Raw genomic sequence first — 19,766 nt, 5'->3', positions numbered from 1 at the left:
GCTTGGTGAAAAACTTATTATTTTAACTCTTCTCTTTACTGCCTTTGCTTGCTGCGGATAAAGAAATAAAAGGATACTTATTTATGTGTGGAATTGTTGGTGCTGTAGCACAACGTGATGTCATTGAAATTTTAGTAGAAGGCTTACGCCGTTTGGAATATCGCGGTTATGACTCTGCCGGTGTTGCGGTGGTTGATGCAGATTCAAATATGACTCGCGTGCGTCGTTTAGGCAAAGTGCAAGAGTTAGCCGACGCTGTTGAAGCCACTCAAGTGTTGGGCGGTACAGGCATTGCCCATACTCGCTGGGCAACTCATGGCGAACCTTCTGAAATTAATGCTCACCCGCATGTTTCGGCTGATATTTCTGTGGTGCATAACGGCATCATTGAGAATCATGAATCATTACGTGAAGTGTTACGTGAGCGTGGCTATGTGTTTGAATCTCAAACCGATACTGAAGTCATCGCCCATTTGGTTGAATGGGAGCGTCGAACTTCTAGCACTTTAGTTGAAGCGTTGCAAAAGGCGGTAAAACAATTAGATGGCGCTTACGGCACAGTGGTATTTGATCGCAAAGATCCAAGCCGGGTTGTGGTGGCGCGCTCTGGTAGCCCGATTGTCATTGGTTTAGGGGTTGGTGAGAACTTTATTGTCTCCGATCAATTAGCGTTATTAAGTGTGACTCGCCGATTCATGTATTTAGAAGAGGGTGATGTTGCAGAAGTGACACGCAGAGAAGTTACGGTATTCGATAAAAGTGGCGAGCTGATAACTCGTGATATTACCGAATCGAATGCAGAGCATGATGCGGGTGATAAAGGCCAATATCGTCACTTTATGCAAAAAGAAATCTTCGAGCAGCCAACGGCACTGATGAATACGATGGAAGCACGTTTAACCAAAGATACGGTTATCACCGAAAGTATTGGGATTAATGCGGCGGATATTTTAGCCAAAGTGGAGCACGTGCAAATTATCGCCTGTGGGACCTCTTATAATGCTGGCATGACAGCGCGTTATTGGTTTGAATCTTTGGCTGGTGTGAGTTGTGATGTTGAAATTGCCTCTGAATTTCGTTATCGCAAATTTGTGACTCGCCCAAATAGCTTGCTGATCACCTTATCTCAATCTGGTGAAACCGCTGATACTTTAGCCGCGCTTCGTTTAGCCAAAGAGAAAGGCTACATGGCGGCGATGACAATTTGTAACGTTGCAGGTTCTTCACTTGTTCGTGAGTCGGATTTTGCTTTCATGACTCACGCGGGTACTGAAATTGGCGTGGCTTCAACCAAGGCTTTTACCACTCAACTTGCTGGCTTGTTAATGTTAGTGACCGCGATGGGAAAACAGCAAAACCGTATTGATGCCGTAAAAGAAGCTGAAATCGTCGAAGCGCTTCATGCATTACCGGCTCAAATCGAAGCCGTATTGGCTTATGACAAAGAGATTGAAGCGCTAGCACCTGATTTTGCCGATAAGCACCATACTTTATTTTTAGGGCGTGGTGAGTTTTATCCTATTGCGATGGAAGCGTCATTAAAACTGAAAGAGATCTCTTATATTCATGCTGAAGCCTATGCGGCTGGTGAGCTTAAACATGGTCCATTAGCGCTAATTGATGCCGATATGCCGGTCGTGGTTGTGGCACCAAATAATGAACTGCTTGAGAAGCTTAAATCGAATGTTGAGGAAGTGCGAGCGCGTGGTGGTTTGTTATACGTATTTGCTGATGAAGCCGCTGGCTTTGAGGGTGATGACAGCATGAAGATCATTAACCTTCCGCATGTTAGTGAGATTACCGCGCCGATTTACTACACCATTCCGATGCAATTGTTGTCATATCATGTTGCTTTAATTAAAGGCACCGATGTGGATCAACCAAGGAACCTAGCCAAGGCTGTTACGGTGGAATAATTATTTAAAATAATGGCTTGGTATTTGTAGTCGGATAATAAAGTTTGATCAAAATATAACCTCTTGGTGTATGTTAAATGCATCAGGAGGTATTTTTATGCCAGACTCAAATAAGCCAGTTTATCCAGCCGATCTCAAGATTAGTATTTGGTCGAAGCTTAACTGATAACCTTTCACTAATAGCTGTTTTAAAGTGGAAAGTGTCTGCATAGTTAGGGTAAGGCATTAGGTGGGCAACGATTGTACGAAGCCCAGCCATCATTGTTTTCTGCTACACCGCCTTGGATGAGAGATCGCTTACAGCGGCCAACTCAATGTCGGGCTTCAGCTTAGCTAAGAAAGCATCCATTGTTTGCTCTTGCAGATCCACGACCTTGGCGCCACCACCAGCCACCATCGTGATATCGGTGATGCCGATCACATTCAAAATGAGGTGCAGATACTGTGTTGCAATATCACGATCTCGGATAGGCGATCCCTCGGTATAAATACCACCAGAAGCAAGGAGTACAGTCGCTTTTTTGCCTTTGACTAAGCCTTGGCCATCGAAACCGAGAGTTAGCCCCTTGCGAACAATATGATCAACCCAAGCTTTTAGTGCCGCTGGGATGTTGTAGTTGTAGACCGGAGTCGCGATGACGATGTGGTCAGCTGCCAGCAGCTCGGCGACTAGCTTGTCCGATAGACTCAATCGCTCTTTCATTTCCGGTGTGAGCTGTGGGGTTGGTGTAAAATAGGCTTGCAACCAGTCAGCGCTGACATACGGAAGCTCTGACTCTGAGAGATCGCGGACAATCACTTCGCCGCTTTTATGTGCAGTTTGCCATTGCTCGACAAAATAACGGGTCATCTGACGTGATATGGACGCGTTGCCACGTGGACTGGTTTCAATAACAAGAAGTTTAGTCATAAATAATATTCCTTTAGATATGGTCAGCCAAAGCGAAAGCCGGAAATCGGCTTGCTCAGCGCTTGACCGTTCGAAAAGCTCTTCAGCAAAACCACGAAGGTAGCCTTCTAATTCGCTCCAGCTCGCCCGCATTTTTCCTGGTTTAAGGAAGAAACAAGGTCCTCCGCCGTGATTTATAAAGAAAGTTGGATGCATGAAATCCATCCATGAGTGTGATTGTATTGGGCTAGTATATATATTGCAGAGCTTCACTTTAAGTGATTAAATAGTGATACTTTCTATCTCTAATTGTGATTGATGATGATCGGTAACCTTACCCTTGACCAATTACTGGTCCTCGTAACGATCTCGGATACCGGCAGCTTTTCAGCCGCCGGTCGAAAGCTAAGACGAGTGCAATCAGCGATCAGCCAAACCGTAGCCACGCTAGAAGCAATGCAGGGCGTCGTGCTCTTCGATCGGCACGGACATCGACCACAATTAACCGACAGCGGGCGTGTACTTGTCAATCAGGCTCGACAGGTACTCGCGAGCGCGGCGAGGTTCGAAGCGGTTGCAGCAAACACCCGAGGAGGGCTTGAACCTGAGCTTGTGCTCGCTATTGACCCCTTAGTTCCGACAACGCCACTTATAGAAAGCCTACGAGCGTTCAGCGAAAAGTTTCCAGATCTTCCCGTGAGTTTCTCGACTGAAGGCTTGGGAGGTTCGTTGCGGCGACTGCGCAGTGGGTCGGCCGTATTGGCTATTTGTTTGCTGTTACCTGCAGTACCTGAGGACATTGTCGCTTACCCTTTGCTGCGAATTGGTATGTACCCCGTGGTTGCACCTATACACCCTCTTGCTTCACTCACGGATCCGGCGACTCCGAGTGATCTTGAACCTCACGTGCAGCTTGTGCTATCCGATCCAATCGATCTCGACAGCCCGAACTACGGACTAGCGAGTGTGAGACTATGGCGCTTTGTTGACCTAGGACGCCGATTTGATTTTTTGCTAGCAGGTTTAGGCTGGTGTCGAATGCCTGAGCATCTCGTGATGGCTCATCTCAAAGCTGGGTCGCTAAAGTCAATTGAAATTCAAGACGATCCAACACCACGCGATGGATTAACCATCTATGCCGCTCACAAACGAGATCATTCGCTTGGCCCGGCTGGACGTTGGCTACTCGACGATCTCCAGCGGCGTCTTAGCTCGTAACCGCCGCATAAACAAAACTTGGCTGTCTTCATCATTTAGTTTAACCAGATAGATTATTTGGCCCGTTTGGCATATTTTGACAGAAAACGAATTGTTCTTTTCCACGTTTTTTGAGCTTAGATAATATGTTTTTCGTTATCAATTCCATAAGTGGATAAAACCAACCCTGTGTATTTTTAGTAACTATAAATGTCGATAACTCAACCCCAGTAAGTTGTTGAACACTTAACCCTACACGTCGTTTAACTAACAATGAGAGTCAACTACTCCAGACCAATCATTCCATCATTGTAGCTTTTCGAGTGTTAAACTTTTGTAAGTTACACATAGGGTTAACTGTTGTCCTAGCACGTATAATATGCTCAGATGAAAAAAGTGGCTTAAGAACTCTCCAATATTAGTGGTTCATTACAGTTCGGCCAGATTCGATAATTTAAGGGGGGAGTAAATCAATACAAGGCCATCAATGGATTTTAGAAAATCCACAGCATCGCGGTGTAAGTAAATTTGGCAGGTGCACTTTACTAGACGCTTGCTTTTATTTACCTAAGCACCCCATCTAGATTGTTGCAGAAAACTTCTTCGCTCTTTTAAAAACGGAAATGTATTACGGTTACCACTTTGACCGTGTTGAGTATCTTATGACCTGTATTGATGAATATATTGATTATTACAATAACGATCGGATTAAGGTTAAATTAAAAGGCCTGGCTCCAGTAGAATACCGAAATCAGGCCTTAGAAACCGCATTACAAAAATGTCTAACTTTAAGAGGGGCACTTCAAGTTTGGGCTGTTTTTATTTGAGTGCTTTACCTTACTGCAAGATCATTATTTCAAATGTTTATATTGATCAATTCACATCACTTTCATCTATGAGAGGGTTTGGCTCTTCTATTATTGCACCAGAATTATCCGTGACTTCTGTTGAACCATTCGCGATGTTATCTTGATTGTCTGGTGTTGCGCGGTTATTCCTCGGCTCGTTACTTGCTTTTGTGGTCGATGTATCTTCAGTATTAAAATTATTAGTTGTGCCGTGATTACTTATCTTTGTGTCTGATGGCGTGTAAGTAAAAGCTTTTACTACTTTCTTTACTCCAGCAACTTTTCCAGCAATATTGGCGGCAATTTCAGCTTCTTCAGGAGGCGCAGAACCAATTAAAAATACTTCGCTATTTTCGGTTACGACCTTGATGGTGTAATTGTCGAGTTTATCTTCCGATAAAATGGCACTTTTTACCTTGGTGGTTAGCCATACATCTTTACTGATTTGATCGAAGCTGATTAGAGGCCTAACGCGAATTTGATTGTAGATTTTCTTCACGCCAGGCAGGGTTTGTACATAGCTTTCAACGTTTTGTTTGGTTTCCTCATTCGCCGCTTGACCAATTAAGATCACCGCTTTGTTATTCACTTCTGATGTAACTCGAATTTTTCCTGAAAATTGTGGGGAGTGATTTAGAGCATCGACATTCGAATTAATGCTTTTTTCTTGCCATTGTCGTTGATTTTCTTTATCGCTTTGAAATTGAGCACAACCATTTAAGACAAATAGAAATGTGATCAGAATGAGAATGTTTTTTTTCACTAAGATTACCCCTCGTGAGATGGAAAAATCACTTGGTCAATTAAATCGCACAAGCAATGTAAAGTGAGCATATGAACTTCATGGATACGAGCAGTTCGGTGAGACGGTATCCGAATTTCTACGTCCGATTCACCGAGTAACCCCGCCATTTCACCACCATCTTTTCCAGTGAATGCAATAATGGTCATATCTCGCGTAACCGCCGCTTCGACCGCTTTTATGACATTGCTGCTATTGCCGCTGGTTGAAATAGCGATCAGAACATCACCAGGTTGACCAAACGCACGCACCTGCTTAGAAAATATCTCATTATAATGATAATCATTGGCGATGGCGGTTTGTGAAATATTGTCGGCAGTGAGTGCCATTGCCGGCAAACTTGGACGCTCAGTTTCAAAACGATTGAGCAAACAGGAGACAAACTGTTGAGCATTAGCGGCTGATCCACCATTACCACAACAAAGGATTTTGTTGCCATTAAGTAGGCTACTCACCATGGCTTGTGCTGCATGTATTATGGCATCAGGGAGCGATTCTGCTGCTGCTATTTGAATTTGAATGCTTTCTTTAAAGCTGTCGCTAATGCTATCTAGCATCATTTATCCTTGGGTAATGGCGTTTTTTATCCAGTTAATGTCTTGACCTTGCTGATGAATAGCGATGACATCAAAACGAAATTGGGTCGTTTCTGCTGATAATCTTTGTTGCTGTAACCAGATCATAGCGGTTTTTATTAGCTTTTGACTCTTTGTATAAGTGACCATTTCAGCGGCGTGGCCATAATGACTATGCTTGCGATATTTCACTTCAACGAAGACGAAAGTGTGACCGTCTTTCATTATTAGGTCAATCTCGCCGAGTCGAGTATTAAAATTGGCGGCAATAAAACGATAACCTTGGCGGGTTAAGTAATCCCGAGCCAAGGTTTCGTAATGTGAGCCGACTTCTCGTGTGTTATTGGTTGTTTTCGTTTGACTGAAAAGTTTCATGTTCAGCCCAGCTTAACTCACGTTGTAGCACACAGTTATTATCAATGCTTAATTTTCCTGTTTTACCTTCTAAGTGATAACCCGAAACGACTTTCATGGTTGGGAGTGCATGGATTAAATTATAAGAATCCATTCCTAAAGCATGAAGACGTTTTTCGGTGTTACTGCTGTTTGGCCACAGCTGTTCATATTCTTTGGCTGAACCATCATTAGGATTGACCAACATTGGAATATCACTATAAACAATGCCGGAAACATCTTGATATTGACGAGCTTTTCCATTGTTACTTAATGAATTTGAAAATAGCTTTGGTGGTTTCGCTTCCGGGTTGATTGCAACTTCGATAAATGGTTTGATCAGCGTGAGTTGAGAGCGCGAAGCGGCAATGTAAACCGAGTCAATGTCGCGGCGGCTACGAGCTTCGGTTTCAAGATCCATATAAGCAATTTGCTTGATCTGATTAATACGAACTTGGCTGTCGGTTAACCCAAAGGCTTTATTCACGTTGGCTTGTAATTCAGCACGATCACCAAAGGATTGAGAGGCGGTTGGTGTATTACTGTATTTTGCCCAAGCGGTATTAAAGGCATCGGTAATACGCTCACCTAATGTGCCTTTTGGCGCTAATACTAATGGGTATTTAAAGCCATTTTTAAAAAGGTGTTTGGCTGCCTGAGCCGCTTCTTGTTCTGGAGATAAAGTGAGGTAGCAGACTTGTAGACCTTCCTCAACTTGCTCGGGGAAATTAAGCGCGAGCATTGGAAGTTTGTCATTATTAATATCTTGCAGTTTATCTACATTGTCTTTGATTAACGGGCCAACGATAAAATCAATATGATCGGCTTGCATGTGTTGGTAAATGTCAGCCATATCTTTTATTGATGTATCGTATACCGTCATTTTAAATTCAGGATCGCGTTTTTGATCATTGGTCATCGCATGAAGGAAACCATCACGGATCAGTTTCGCAGGTTTCTCATATTTGCCACCTAACGGCAGTAATAATGCGACGTTTTTAGGGATAACAATACTGAGATCTAAAATTGCTTGTACATCTGCAGGCGTGTCTAACACTATCGCTTGAGTTGGGTTTTCATCAAACCACTGTTGTAGTTTTTCTTGTAATTTTGTTGGCGAATTCATTTGTGTTTTCATTGCAATGGCAACGAATAACCAGCCCTGAAGTTCAGCTTCATTATTGTTCAGCTTTAATTTTACAATCTCTTCATTTGAATACTGATTTAAGTTAAACCAGATCCGTTGATTGATCAGTGACATTTCTGCTGGGATTTGATCCGCAATCGGTTGGGCATTTTTCAATGCAATTAATTCACGGTCGGCATTAAAGAAGGCATTCATTGATTCAAACCATTGCGCTCGTAATTGGTGATAACGAACCCATTGGCTAGTGGCAAGTTGCCATTGTGGTTTGAAATTTAAGTTTTTTAATGCAGCCTCTGGACTCTCAGTATTTGCTAATATTTGAGCGCGGGCGATTTGCCATTCGGCTTGCTGCATATCATTTAATGGTAATTTACCTAAACGAGTTACTAGCTGTTTGCCTTGGTCATAATTCTTTTCAACCACACTGGCTTTTAAGGCCATGATGATCAAATCAGTTTGATTGGCTACATTTTTAGCTCCAGCTTCAGTTAAGTAAGTTTTTGAACTTTCACTTGGCGTGGACGTAATGTCCGCTTTCCCATCATTTGGGTGAGAAGAACACGCCGCTAGAACGAACATCAATACAATTGAAGTCAATAAGCGTGGTACACTGAGGCTCTTGTGATTCATAATTTTCATGCGTTCTTATTCTTAGTCAGTGAGATAATCATGTGAAGATAGTCTCTATATTAATCGCTCAAGTGATGGTAAACAAATGATAGATAACAAAAGCGCTCTTTTAGAGCTTCCTGCCTTATACATTGTACCGACTCCAATTGGTAACCTTGGTGATATTACTCAGCGTTCATTAGAGGTGTTGCATCAAGTTGACCTGATTGCTGCTGAAGATACAAGGCACACTGGCCGATTGTTATCTCATTTTGGCATTACAACCAAAACTTATGCTTTACATGATCATAATGAACAGCAAAAAGCACAAGTTTTAGTTGAAAAGGTGCTTGCTGGCGAATCCATTGCATTAGTTTCGGATGCGGGGACGCCATTAATTAGCGATCCAGGGTATCATTTAGTCACCAAATGTCGTCAAGCTGGGGTTAAAGTTGTGCCTTTACCGGGAGCATGTGCGGTGATCACGGCGTTAAGTGCATCAGGCTTACCTTCTGATCGTTTTAGTTTTGAAGGCTTTTTCCCTGCCAAAAGCAAAGGTCGTAAAGATAAACTGCTTGAGATCATTAAAGCAGAACGAACCTGTATTTTTTATGAGTCTCCCCACCGAATCACCGATTCTTTAGCGGATATGCTAGAGGTTTTAGGGCCGGATCGCGAAGTGGTATTAGCACGGGAGTTAACCAAAACCTTTGAAACCATCCATGGAGCCCCATTAGGTGAGCTGATTGAATGGATTGAGCAAGACTCAAATCGTAAACGTGGTGAAATGGTGCTACTTATTCATGGTTACCGTGAAGATAAGCAAGTCGATGCACTTCCGGATGATGCTTTAAGAACCTTATCTATTTTAGTCAAAGAACTGCCACTTAAAAAAGCTGCGGCGTTAGTGGCTGAAATTCATAATCTGAAGAAAAATGCTTTGTATAAATGGGGTCTTGAACATTTAGAGTAAGTGCATTTCTTAATAAAGCGTGCGTTTTATAAATTAAAGGAGTCTGTGGCTGTGAATGTGGTGTATGTGTCTTGCCCGAATAGTTGCCAGTTGCATGTTTTGCGTATGGGACCGGATGGTGCATTTGAAGTGCTGCAAATTGTGGAAACGCCGGGCGAAGTTCAGCCCGTAACAATCAGCTCCGATCAGCGTTTTCTATACGCCACCGTTCGACCTGAGTTTGCTTTGCTGAGCTATGAGATTGAAAGCGACGGTAAACTTACAGAAATCGGATGCACTTCTATGCCTGTGAGTGCATCGTCCTCATGTCTTGATACCACCGGGCAATATTTATTATTGAGTTCTTATGCTCAAAATTCCTTAGCCGTCAGTCGTATTGATTCGAATGGTATCGCACAAACACCTCATCAAGTGATTGAACATTTGACGAAGGCCCACTCGGTGATGAGTGTTGCAGACCAACATAGCACTTCTCAACCAGCTTTAGATCAACAAACCATCTTTTGTGCATGCTTGGGCGATGATGAAATTAATTTATATCGTTTTAACCAGAACGGTTATTTAAGCAATACTTCTCAGCTTCAATCTAAATTAGTGACAAATGTTGGTGCGGGGCCAAGGCATATGGCTCAGGATGCTTGTGCTAATAATGTTTACGTTATTAATGAATTAGATGGCGATATACTGCACTTTTCCAGAGATGAACAATCGTTATGGCAGTTGAAGCAAACACTCAGTTATATGCCTGTAGATTTTGTTGGGCCTTTTGGAGCTGCTGATATCCTTATGACTAAAAATGCACGTTTCCTTTATGTCAGTGAAAGGACATCGAGCACCTTGGCTTTATTTTCTATTGATTCATTTTCGGGTGGATTAACGCTAATTGAACTTATTGATACAGAGCTAGTGCCCCGGGGCTTTGCGCTATCGGCAGATGATTCATGGCTGGTGTGCGCCGGCCAACATTCAAATCATGTGGCGAGTTATAAGTTGAATGAAGAATCCGGTAAGCTAACTTTTGCTCATCGGTATCCTGTTGGTGATAAGCCGATGTGGATAAGAATAATTACGCGATAAGCTCGGCAATGCTTGTCTTCTAAGGTGGTTTGCGTATAATCCGCCGCGGAGTTGACTGGATAGTCGCTGCTTCGTTGATGTCCTTTTTGGTAGCAATATCAAGGGAGACTGTCGGAGGGGAGGAAAGTCCGGGCTTCACAGAGCAGGGTGCCAGGTAACGCCTGGGGAGCGTGAGCTTACGACAAGTGCAGCAGAGAGGAAACCGCCGATGGCTTAATTCCGATCCTTTCGGGGAGAAGATAAGCACAGGTAAGGGTGAAAGGGTGCGGTAAGAGCGCACCGTGCGTCTGGCAACAGTTCGTAGCAAGGTAAACTCCACCCGAAGCAAGACCAAATAGGCCCTCACATTGCGTTGCTCGCGTATGGGGGCGGGTAGGTTGCTCGAGCCAGTGAGCGATTGCTGGCCTAGACGAATGGCTATCACCGCTTTTTCTTTTTAGGAAGATAAGCGGAACAGAACCCGGCTTATGATGTCAACTCCACCAATTGAGACCCATCGCAGTTTTCTGCGGTGGGTTTTTCTTTATCTACCGATTCCGGCCTCTACTTCCCCTCAATTAGCCTTAAATCTATCGAAATAAAGTATTTTTTACTTTGGGTTAACGAACTTCGTTGAATTCAGCATAAAATTAGCCGAAATCACAGTATATATACCGCTCTTTTCTTGCGTTGAGTGCGGGACATGAATATCCTAGTCAACTAATCACCAATTGAGTTAATTTCTGTTATGACCGATACCTTTCAACATGTTTCAGTACTTTTAAATGAATCCATTGATGGGTTGAATATAAAGCCAAATGGTATTTATATTGACGGCACATTTGGTCGTGGTGGTCATAGTCGCACTATTTTATCTCGCTTAGGTGAAAATGGTCGTTTGTATAGTATTGACCGAGATCCTCAAGCGATTGCAGAAGCGGCCAAAATTGATGATCCTCGTTTTACTATCATTCATGGCCCATTTTCAGGCATTGAAAGCTACGCGGAACAATATGAATTAGTCGGTAAGGTGGATGGCGTTTTATTTGACTTAGGCGTCTCTTCACCACAACTTGACGATGCTGATCGCGGTTTTAGCTTTATGAAAGACGGCCCATTGGATATGCGAATGGATCCAACAACTGGGCAATCTGCGGCGCAATGGTTAGCGGAAGCTGAGCTCGATGATATTACTTGGGTACTTCGCGAGTTTGGTGAAGAAAAACATGCTCGTCGCATTGCCAAAGGCATTGTTGCTTACCAACAAGAGTGCAGAGAGAATCCAGAAAAAGAACCTTTAACTCGTACCGGTCAATTGGCAAAGCTTATTTCAGATGTCGCCCCGAAGAATTTTAAAGAAAAAAAACACCCTGCAACACGTAGTTTCCAAGCGATTCGTATTTATATTAATAGTGAATTAGAAGAAATTGATTTTGCCCTAAAAGGAGCGATGTCTATTTTGGCCCCGGAAGGTCGTTTATCGGTGATCAGTTTCCATTCATTAGAAGATCGTATGGTGAAACGATTTATGCGCCGTGAAAGCCAAGGCCCACAAGTCCCGCATGGGTTACCGTTAACCGAAGATCAGATCAAGAAACTCGGCTCTGCGAATATGAAAACGATGAGTAAAGCCATCAAGCCCTCACAATCTGAGGTCGAAGTGAATACTCGTTCTCGCAGTTCTGTTTTACGTATCGCTGAAAAATTAGCGGTTGAACAACCAGAAGCGTTATGACAAATCAAACTCCACCGAGTTTAGTTCGATCTATATGGCGTGACTTAACCTCTATTGGTAAGTTTCCATTGTTCCTATTAGTGTTAATTTTTGCCACGTCAATTGGGGTGGTACTAACGACTTACCAAACTCGTACTCAAATCACTCTCAGAGATGGCCTTTTAGAGAATAGAGAAAAACTAGATAGCGAATGGCGAAATCTCATTTTAGAAGAAAACGCGCTCGCTGAGCATACCCGAGTTCAAAGGATCGCAATTAAAGATCTTGATATGAAACGACCTGACTCAGATAAAGAAGTGATTGTGAACCTGAAATGAAAAAGCCTACCCCTAAAAAGAATGTACGAAAACCGATTAAAGCGAAGGTCAAAAAAAAGGCGCCGCTGTTGATTGCTTGGCGCTATAACTTAGTGCTTGGTTTTGTTGTGCTAGCTTTACTGACTTTAATCGGAAGAACTGCCTATATTCAGGTGATTGAGCCTGATCAGCTAATTGAACAAGCCAATATGCGTTCAGTTCGCGTTAAGGCTATTCCAACGGCGCGTGGCATTATTTCTGATCGTAATGGTGAGCAACTAGCAGTAAGTGTACCAGTGCAAGCGGTATGGGCCGATCCGTATACTATTTTTAAAGAGAATGGTTTAGATGAAATTCAACGTTGGTACGCATTAGCAAATGTACTGGGGCTGGATCAAAAAGGGTTAGTGCGCAAAATTGAGAAGAACAAGAATAAACGCTTTATCTATCTTCAGCGTCAAGTTAATCCTGCGATGTCAAAATATGTACGTGAATTGAAACTCCCTGGTATTGGTTTAAAAGATGAATCTCGTCGATTTTACCCATCAGGTGAAGTCAGCGCGCATGTTATTGGTGTAACAGGTATTGATGGACATGGTCTTGAAGGGCTTGAAAGTAGTTATGAAGATTGGCTAACCGGTGAAGCGGGTAAAAGAACAATAAGAAAAGACCGCTTTGGTCGAGTGGTTGAAAATATATCACTAAAGACTCAAAGGCCGGGTAAACCTTTGCAATTGACGATTGATCAGCGCCTCCAAGCGATTGCTTATCGTGCGATTAAACAAGCCGTTGCCGATTTCCGTGCTACCTCTGGTTCCGCGGTTTTAATTGATGTGAAAAGCGGCGATATTTTAGCCATGGTGAATGCGCCTTCTTACAATCCTAATAATCGAGATCAACTTCAAAGCTTTCGAATGCGTAACCGTGCGATTACCGATTCAATCGAGCCGGGTTCAACCATGAAACCATTTGTTATGTTGGCGGGATTAGATAAAGGCATCATTAATCCAAACACTATCATTGATACTGGAAACGGTATTATGCGTGTGGGTGGCAGCCGAGTACGCGATTCTGAAAAAGCAGGCAAGGCGTCATTGACCACCATCTTGAAAAAATCAAGTAACGTCGGGATTGCGACGATTGCGCTGCGAATGGACGTACGTGATGTTTTAGCGATGTATGGCAGTGTGGGTTTTGGTAATGTTTCAGGTGTTCAGTTACCTGGGGAAGTGACGGGTATTTTCCCTGATCGTCGTCGCTGGTCTCCATTTGAAGAAGCAACATTGGCGTTTGGGTATGGTATTTCGGTTACGCCACTTCAGCTTGCACATGCTTATGCCACTCTTGGCAACATGGGGGTGAACATGCCTCTGCATTTGCTGAAAAGTAATCATACGGGGAAATCATTTAGAGCGGCCGATGCTGATGCAGCTCGTCGCGTTGTGAATATGTTAGAACAAGTGACACATAAGGGTGGTACTGCCGTTGAAGCGAGAGTGCCGGGTTATCGTGTTGGCGCTAAAACGGGGACGTCTCGTAAAGCAAAAGCCGGTGGTTATAGTGACCAATATGTTTCATTAACGGCAGGCATTGCGCCAATTAGTAACCCTCGTTTGGCGTTAGTGGTTGTAATCAATGAGCCGCAAGGTGATCAATTCTATGGTGGTACGGTGGCGGGTCCTGTTTTTTCTGAGGTAATGAAAGGGGCGCTGCAAATTTTGAATGTCGCACCGGATGCCACGCCTGAATCAGAGAAAGGGGAATAAGCATGTCGCAGACTTTAACCTCGTTATTATCACCGTGGCTGACATTTGAATTAACGGCTGAACAAGATGCGCAGGTGACTCAGCTTCAACTTGATAGCCGCAAAGTAACCTCTGGTGACGTGTTTGTGGCGATAAAAGGCCACGCTGTCGATGGTCGTATTTTTATCGACAAAGCGATTGAGCTTGGTTGCTCAGCGGTTATGGCGGATGCCGATGAACAATATCCTCATGGGACGATTGAATATCGCAAGTTAATCCCCGTCATTTATCTCGATAATATTAGTCAGTTTTTATCAGCACTTGCGGCGCGACTTTATCATTATGCGCCAATGGAGTTGATTGGTATTACTGGCACTAATGGCAAAACTACGATTTCTCAGCTGATTGCTCAATGGATTGATCTTGTTGGTAAAAGAGCGGCGGTAATGGGTACGACAGGTAATGGTTTTTTAAATGATTTGCAGCCTGCAATTAATACCACGGGTAATGCGGTTGAAATTCAGCAAATGTTATCTCAATTACACAAACAGGGCGCTGACTACACGGCATTAGAAGTGTCTTCTCATGGTTTGGTTCAGGGGCGTGTTAAAGCATTAAAATTTTCCGCAGGTGTGTTTACCAATCTGAGCCGCGATCATTTGGATTATCATGGCAGTATGGAAGAGTATGCGCGTGCTAAATTTCAGCTGTTTGAAAGCCATGATTGTCAACATCAAATTATCAACGCAGATGATACGACTGGACTGCAATGGTTGGATAAATTGCCTAATGCGGTTGCGGTATCATTAAGTCTTTTTGATGGACAACATCGCGCGTTATGGGCAAACCATGTCGATTATTCTGAGCGTGGCATTCATATTGTTCTTGATGGTTATTGGGGGAGCGCTCAATTAGACACGGCTTTAATTGGCGCGTTTAATGCCAATAATGTGATGGTTGCATTGGCGACATTATTAAGCCTTGGTTTTGAACTTGAGCAATTAGTCGCGGTATCGCCTAAATTAGTGCCAGTCGTTGGTCGAATGGAATTATTTCAATCACCATCCGATTCACTTGAACCGAGTAAAGCAAAAATAGTGGTTGATTATGCCCATACTCCCGATGCACTAGAGAAAGCGTTAATGGCACTTCGAGTCCATTGTACGGGTAAGTTGTGGTCTATTTTTGGTTGTGGTGGCGATCGTGATACAGGTAAACGGCCAATGATGACTGAAATATCTGAACGTCTGGCGGATGAATCTATTATTACCGATGATAATCCTCGCGGTGAAGATCCGACTGTGATTGTAAGCGATATGCTGAAAGGTGCAGTAAAACCGAATCAAATTCATGTGATCCATTCTCGATTTGACGCTTGCCAATATGCTCTCAATCATGCTGAGGAAAACGATATTATTTTATTGACGGGTAAAGGTCATGAGACTTATCAAATTATTGGCAACCAAACGGTTCATTATTCTGATAGAGAAACCGCCTGCGAGTTATTAGGACTGACATTATGATCCCTTTCACGCTACAACAATTGGCTTCGATTACATCAGGTAAGGTTCTTGGTGTCGATGACGCTAATCAATATGGCCAAGTTGATCAAGATACCCAAGTTAATCTCAATGATACCCAAGTTAATCTCAATGATATTCAGGTAACCTCAGTAACCACGGATACTCGCCAAGTTGAAGTAGGGGCATTATTTGTCGCTTTAATTGGTGAGCGTTTTGATGCACATGATTTTTGTCAGCAAGCCATCGATAACAAAGCGGCCGGCCTATTAGTCTCAAAACCATTAGTAGTCTCGAAACCGTTAGATTTACCTATTTATCAGGTGTTAGTAGAAGATACACAGATCGCGTTAGGGCAATTGGGCGCTTGGGTGCATCAGCAATCACAAGCGAAAACTTTGGCGTTAACCGGCAGTTGCGGAAAAACGACCGTTAAAGAAATGTTGGCGGCGATTTTAAAACAAAAAGGTCAAGTACTGGCGACTAACGGTAATTTTAATAATGAAATAGGTGTGCCATTAACATTATTACGCAGCCAAAAAAATGACGATTACGCGGTTATTGAGTTAGGTGCAAATCATTTAGGTGAGATTGCCTATACGACGCAATTGACACAACCGAGTGTCGCGTTAGTGAATAATATCGCTGCCGCTCACCTTGAAGGGTTTGGTTCTCTTGATGGGGTAGCTAAAGCGAAAGGTGAAATTTTTCAAGGCCTGCCAAAAGATGGCGTTGCGATTATTAACTTAGACAGTAATGGTTTAGCGCATTGGCACGATATTCTCAGTGACAAGAAGGTGGTGACCTTTTCTGAACGCAATGTTAACGCTGATTTTTTTGCACAAGATATTCAAATGCAGTCATCAGGACAAGCTTGTTTCACGTTAGTGTCTCCACAAGGAAGTACTAGCGTATTATTGCCTATGATTGGTCAGCATAATGTAGCAAATGGATTAGCCGCTGCCGCAATGGCAATGCAAGTAGGCGCAACACTTGATGAAGTTGTGAATGGATTAGAAGCCGCGACCAATGTAACTGGTCGTGTAGAAGCGATAGATTTAACGGATAATATCCGATTGATTGATGATAGCTATAATGCGAGTGTGCCAGCCATGAACGCGGCTGTCGATTTACTGGCTAATTACCACGGCAAACGTTGGCTCATTCTTGGCTTTATGGCTGAGCTAGGAGATGAAAGTATTGCTTTACATCGTCAAGTCGGTGAGCATGCCGCTCAATTTAATTTTGACTATGTACTTACCTTTGGTGAGGATACTAAAATTATTAGCCAGCTTTGCCACAATAAACACTGTCATGGCCAGCATTTTGACGATCATGACGCTATGATCCGTTTTATTAAGCAAAATCTTGCTATCGATATTGAAGCACAAATAACAAACTCATTAAATGAAACTCAACTAATAGAGACACCAGCAGAATTTAAACACACCTTACTGATAAAGGGAGCCCATAGCTCTCATATGAGTCTTGTTGTTGCTGCTTTAAAGGAGATTTACGCATGATCATTTGGCTATCAGAGTTATTACAGCCATATTATTCTTTCTTTCGCCTGTTTGAATACCTTTCATTTCGAGCGATTTTAAGCATTATTACCGCTCTCATATTATCACTTTGGATGGGTCCAAAACTGATTAAACGTTTACAACTTTTACAAATTGGGCAAGTCGTACGTAACGATGGTCCTGAATCTCACTTTAGTAAGCGTGGTACTCCGACGATGGGCGGAGTGATGATATTAGCGTCAATTTCTATTACTGTTTTGCTGTGGGCTGATTTATCGAACCCCTATGTTTGGGCGGTACTGGCGGTACTTATTGGCTACGGCATTGTCGGTTTTGTTGATGATTACCGTAAAGTGGTACGAAAAAATACCGATGGGTTGATTGCTCGCTGGAAATACTTTTGGCAGTCAGTGATTGCACTGGTTGTGGCTTTTGCTTTATATGCCATAGGCAAAGATACATCGGCAACCTTATTGGTTGTTCCTTTCTTTAAAGATGTGATGCCACAACTAGGCTTGATGTATATCGTATTAACCTATTTCGTGATCGTTGGAACCAGTAACGCGGTTAACTTAACCGATGGTCTTGATGGGCTTGCCATTATGCCAACGGTATTTGTTGCAGCAGGTTTTGCGGTGATTGCATGGGCGACAGGGAACGTGAATTTCTCTGAATATCTGCATATTCCGTATATCCCTCATGCCAGTGAATTAGTCGTGGTGTGCACCGCCATCGTTGGTGCTGGTTTAGGCTTCTTATGGTTCAATACTTATCCTGCTCAAGTATTTATGGGCGATGTTGGCTCATTAGCTTTAGGTGGAGCTTTGGGAACAATTGCGGTATTAATTCGTCAAGAGTTTGTATTGGTGATCATGGGCGGCGTGTTCGTGATGGAAACTTTATCGGTTATTTTACAAGTGGGTTCATATAAATTACGTGGGCAACGTATTTTCCGTATGGCACCCATTCATCACCATTATGAATTAAAAGGTTGGCCTGAACCGCGGGTTATCGTACGTTTTTGGATCATTTCGATGATTTTAGTTTTGATTGGCCTAGCAACCTTAAAAATCCGTTAACTTTATTTTTGTAAGGCAGTTATTTTGATAAGACCGATATTTTGATAAAAAAAAGCATGATGCCGAATACTCAAGAGTCGCCTTGGCAAGGAATACAACAGGTTGTCGTGGTTGGCCTTGGGGTGACTGGCTTATCTGTGGTGAAACACCTGCAAGCCTTACCTTACAATTTAACGATTAAAGTGATTGATACTCGACCTAATCCGCCAGGTTTAGACGATCTTGATGGCACAATTGAAACGCATATTGGCAGCTGGCAATTAGACTGGTTACTCGCAGCAGATTTGATCGTGACCAACCCTGGTATCGCACTTACGACTCCACAGATTCAAGCCGCTTTGGCTAAGAATGTTCCAGTCGTGGGGGATATTGAGTTATTTGCTTGGGCAGTAAAAGCGCCAGTGCTGGCTATTACCGGATCAAATGGTAAAAGTACGGTAACGGATTTAACGGGTGTACTCGCCAAATCGGCCGGTATTAACGTTGGTGTTGGCGGTAATATTGGCGTACCTGCATTAGATTTATTACAACAAGAGTGTGATTTGTACGTTCTTGAGCTATCCAGTTTTCAATTGGAAACGACATCCAGTTTGAACTTAGTCGCGGCCGCCTATTTGAATCTCTCCGAGGATCATATGGATCGCTATCAAGGTATGCTGGATTACGGCCAAGCGAAACAAAGAATATTCATGCACGCTCAAACTGCTGTCGTCAATAGAGAGGATAAAGCGACCAATGGTATTAATCCTGAGATTGAAACCGTTTCTTTTGGTTTTGATGAGGCAGAGTTTGGGATCATTTACCAAAATAATAAAGAGTATCTTGCTAAAAATGGTGAGGCTTTACTGGGCGTTGATGAGCTCAGTTTAGTTGGGCGACATAATGTCAGTAATTGTTTAGTTGCGTTGGCGTTACTTGATTGTGCTGGCGTGCCATTAGAAAACACTTATTTGGCGTTAAAGTCTTACACAGGGCTAACACATCGATGTCAATTGGTTGCTGATAATGGCGGCATTAAATGGGTCAATGATTCTAAAGCCACCAACGTTGCGAGCACGCTTGCTGCTTTATCGGGATTGAAGTTGGATGGATGTTTACATTTATTGGTGGGCGGTGTTGGTAAAGGGGCGGATTTTTCTGAACTTGCACCAATCTTGACTGAGCTGAATGTTAAGTTGCATTGCTTTGGACAAGATGGCGATCAATTTATGGCATTGCACCCATCAGCGAAACGTTGGGATACGATTGATCAGGTTCTAACCGGGATATTTTCAACATTACAAATTGGTGATGTCGTCATGTTATCACCGGCTTGTGCTAGTTTTGACCAGTATCAGAATTTTATGGCGCGCGGTGATGCCTTTACTCGATTAGCTTTACAGTATACGAACCCGATACCTTGATCTGACAATGTCATCTATGACACATTTATCTATATTTATGCGTTTAACGCACAACCATTA

16 protein-coding genes, 1 other RNA gene and 2 pseudogenes are annotated in these 19,766 nt (G+C 43.0%); 13 read left to right on the top strand and 6 right to left on the bottom strand.

Annotation, left to right across the window (positions count from 1 at the left end; translation table 11 throughout):
* The first annotated feature begins 83 nt into the window (after positions 1-83).
* Positions 84-1,916: a glutamine--fructose-6-phosphate transaminase (isomerizing) gene (gene glmS, locus FH976_RS06070; RefSeq protein ID WP_194090003.1), complete on the top strand. Its 1,833-nt coding sequence runs from the start codon at positions 84-86 to the stop codon at positions 1,914-1,916.
* Positions 1,917-2,187: 271 nt separating this feature from the next.
* Here the strand turns inward: glmS and FH976_RS06065 are convergent, their stop codons facing one another.
* Positions 2,188-3,021, bottom strand: a complete 834-nt coding sequence (locus tag FH976_RS06065) for an FMN-dependent NADH-azoreductase (RefSeq protein WP_228767351.1) — start codon at positions 3,019-3,021, stop codon at positions 2,188-2,190.
* A gap of 102 nt (positions 3,022-3,123) precedes the next feature.
* Between FH976_RS06065 and FH976_RS06060 the strand changes: the two genes are divergently transcribed.
* A complete protein-coding gene (locus FH976_RS06060) occupies positions 3,124-4,023 on the top strand; it encodes a LysR family transcriptional regulator (RefSeq protein WP_324187411.1) in 900 nt (299 codons plus the stop codon).
* 53 nt (positions 4,024-4,076) lie between these two features.
* Here the strand turns inward: FH976_RS06060 and FH976_RS06055 are convergent.
* A pseudogene (locus tag FH976_RS06055) lies at positions 4,077-4,348 on the bottom strand (IS4-like element ISMps1 family transposase); the annotation flags it as partial.
* A gap of 247 nt (positions 4,349-4,595) precedes the next feature.
* Here FH976_RS06055 and FH976_RS06050 point away from each other — a divergent pair.
* Positions 4,596-4,763, top strand: a pseudogene (locus tag FH976_RS06050) (integrase core domain-containing protein); the annotation flags it as partial.
* 112 nt (positions 4,764-4,875) lie between these two features.
* Here FH976_RS06050 and FH976_RS06045 read toward each other — a convergent pair.
* From FH976_RS06045 to FH976_RS06030, 4 genes are read right to left on the bottom strand one after another with little or no spacing between them, the layout of a single operon-like run.
* Complete coding sequence (locus tag FH976_RS06045) at positions 4,876-5,613, bottom strand: BON domain-containing protein (RefSeq protein ID WP_194090001.1); 738 nt, start codon at positions 5,611-5,613, stop codon at positions 4,876-4,878.
* Positions 5,614-5,618: 5 nt separating this feature from the next.
* Positions 5,619-6,209 (bottom strand): phosphoheptose isomerase, encoded by a 591-nt coding sequence (locus FH976_RS06040; protein WP_194090018.1) that lies wholly within the window; start codon positions 6,207-6,209, stop codon positions 5,619-5,621.
* A 3-nt stretch (positions 6,210-6,212) separates the two neighbouring features.
* On the bottom strand, positions 6,213-6,602 hold the full coding sequence (locus FH976_RS06035) for a YraN family protein (RefSeq protein ID WP_194090000.1): 390 nt from the start codon (positions 6,600-6,602) through the stop codon (positions 6,213-6,215).
* On the bottom strand, positions 6,568-8,406 hold the full coding sequence (locus tag FH976_RS06030; RefSeq protein ID WP_194089999.1) for a penicillin-binding protein activator: 1,839 nt from the start codon (positions 8,404-8,406) through the stop codon (positions 6,568-6,570). The genes FH976_RS06035 and FH976_RS06030 overlap by 35 nt, the downstream gene beginning before the upstream one ends.
* Positions 8,407-8,482: 76 nt before the next feature.
* On the opposite strand from FH976_RS06030, the gene rsmI reads away from it, so the two are divergent.
* The 10 genes from rsmI (at position 8,483) to murD (ending at position 19,706) form a co-directional block, all read left to right on the top strand.
* A complete protein-coding gene (gene rsmI / locus FH976_RS06025) occupies positions 8,483-9,349 on the top strand; it encodes a 16S rRNA (cytidine(1402)-2'-O)-methyltransferase (protein WP_194089998.1) in 867 nt (288 codons plus the stop codon).
* 45 nt (positions 9,350-9,394) lie between these two features.
* Positions 9,395-10,426 (top strand): beta-propeller fold lactonase family protein, encoded by a 1,032-nt coding sequence (locus FH976_RS06020; RefSeq protein ID WP_194089997.1) that lies wholly within the window; start codon positions 9,395-9,397, stop codon positions 10,424-10,426.
* Positions 10,427-10,473: 47 nt separating this feature from the next.
* An RNA gene (gene rnpB, locus FH976_RS06015) (RNase P RNA component class A) lies at positions 10,474-10,911 on the top strand.
* 242 nt (positions 10,912-11,153) lie between these two features.
* Entirely contained in the window at positions 11,154-12,140 is a 987-nt protein-coding gene (rsmH, locus tag FH976_RS06010; RefSeq protein ID WP_194089996.1) for a 16S rRNA (cytosine(1402)-N(4))-methyltransferase RsmH, read from the top strand.
* Positions 12,137-12,457, top strand: coding sequence for a cell division protein FtsL (gene ftsL / locus FH976_RS06005; protein ID WP_194089995.1), 321 nt, complete (start codon positions 12,137-12,139; stop codon positions 12,455-12,457). Before rsmH ends, ftsL begins: the two co-directional genes overlap by 4 nt.
* Entirely contained in the window at positions 12,454-14,202 is a 1,749-nt protein-coding gene (locus FH976_RS06000) for a penicillin-binding transpeptidase domain-containing protein (RefSeq protein ID WP_194089994.1), read from the top strand. The genes ftsL and FH976_RS06000 overlap by 4 nt, the downstream gene beginning before the upstream one ends.
* A complete protein-coding gene (gene murE / locus FH976_RS05995; protein ID WP_194090017.1) occupies positions 14,199-15,704 on the top strand; it encodes a UDP-N-acetylmuramoyl-L-alanyl-D-glutamate--2,6-diaminopimelate ligase in 1,506 nt (501 codons plus the stop codon). Before FH976_RS06000 ends, murE begins: the two co-directional genes overlap by 4 nt.
* Positions 15,701-17,224 (top strand): UDP-N-acetylmuramoyl-tripeptide--D-alanyl-D-alanine ligase, encoded by a 1,524-nt coding sequence (gene murF / locus FH976_RS05990; RefSeq protein WP_194089993.1) that lies wholly within the window; start codon positions 15,701-15,703, stop codon positions 17,222-17,224. Before murE ends, murF begins: the two co-directional genes overlap by 4 nt.
* Positions 17,221-18,303, top strand: coding sequence for a phospho-N-acetylmuramoyl-pentapeptide-transferase (mraY, locus tag FH976_RS05985; protein WP_194089992.1), 1,083 nt, complete (start codon positions 17,221-17,223; stop codon positions 18,301-18,303). The genes murF and mraY overlap by 4 nt, the downstream gene beginning before the upstream one ends.
* 59 nt (positions 18,304-18,362) lie before the next feature.
* Positions 18,363-19,706: a UDP-N-acetylmuramoyl-L-alanine--D-glutamate ligase gene (gene murD / locus FH976_RS05980; protein ID WP_194090016.1), complete on the top strand. Its 1,344-nt coding sequence runs from the start codon at positions 18,363-18,365 to the stop codon at positions 19,704-19,706.
* Positions 19,707-19,766: the final 60 nt, after the last annotated feature.

The sequence above is a fragment of the Vibrio hibernica genome, from assembly GCF_015223435.1.
Taxonomy (GTDB): Bacteria; Pseudomonadota; Gammaproteobacteria; order Enterobacterales; family Vibrionaceae; genus Vibrio; species Vibrio hibernica.
Note: the sequence above shows the minus strand (reverse complement) of the source record. Positions and strands in the feature narration are given on the sequence as shown.

Excerpts from the sequence above, each read along its gene's own strand:
- glmS (WP_194090003.1), top strand. The coding sequence starts at position 84 with ATGTGTGGAATTGTTGGTGCTGTAGCACAACGTGATGTCATTGAAATT.
- FH976_RS06065 (WP_228767351.1), bottom strand. The coding sequence starts at position 3,021 with ATGCATCCAACTTTCTTTATAAATCACGGCGGAGGACCTTGTTTCTTC.
- FH976_RS06060 (WP_324187411.1), top strand. The coding sequence starts at position 3,124 with ATGATGATCGGTAACCTTACCCTTGACCAATTACTGGTCCTCGTAACG.
- FH976_RS06040 (WP_194090018.1), bottom strand. The coding sequence starts at position 6,209 with ATGCTAGATAGCATTAGCGACAGCTTTAAAGAAAGCATTCAAATTCAA.
- FH976_RS06035 (WP_194090000.1), bottom strand. The coding sequence starts at position 6,602 with ATGAAACTTTTCAGTCAAACGAAAACAACCAATAACACACGAGAAGTC.
- FH976_RS06030 (WP_194089999.1), bottom strand. The coding sequence starts at position 8,406 with ATGAAAATTATGAATCACAAGAGCCTCAGTGTACCACGCTTATTGACT.
- rsmI (WP_194089998.1), top strand. The coding sequence starts at position 8,483 with ATGATAGATAACAAAAGCGCTCTTTTAGAGCTTCCTGCCTTATACATT.
- rsmH (WP_194089996.1), top strand. The coding sequence starts at position 11,154 with ATGACCGATACCTTTCAACATGTTTCAGTACTTTTAAATGAATCCATT.
- ftsL (WP_194089995.1), top strand. The coding sequence starts at position 12,137 with ATGACAAATCAAACTCCACCGAGTTTAGTTCGATCTATATGGCGTGAC.
- FH976_RS06000 (WP_194089994.1), top strand. The coding sequence starts at position 12,454 with ATGAAAAAGCCTACCCCTAAAAAGAATGTACGAAAACCGATTAAAGCG.
- murF (WP_194089993.1), top strand. The coding sequence starts at position 15,701 with ATGATCCCTTTCACGCTACAACAATTGGCTTCGATTACATCAGGTAAG.
- mraY (WP_194089992.1), top strand. The coding sequence starts at position 17,221 with ATGATCATTTGGCTATCAGAGTTATTACAGCCATATTATTCTTTCTTT.
- murD (WP_194090016.1), top strand. The coding sequence starts at position 18,363 with ATGCCGAATACTCAAGAGTCGCCTTGGCAAGGAATACAACAGGTTGTC.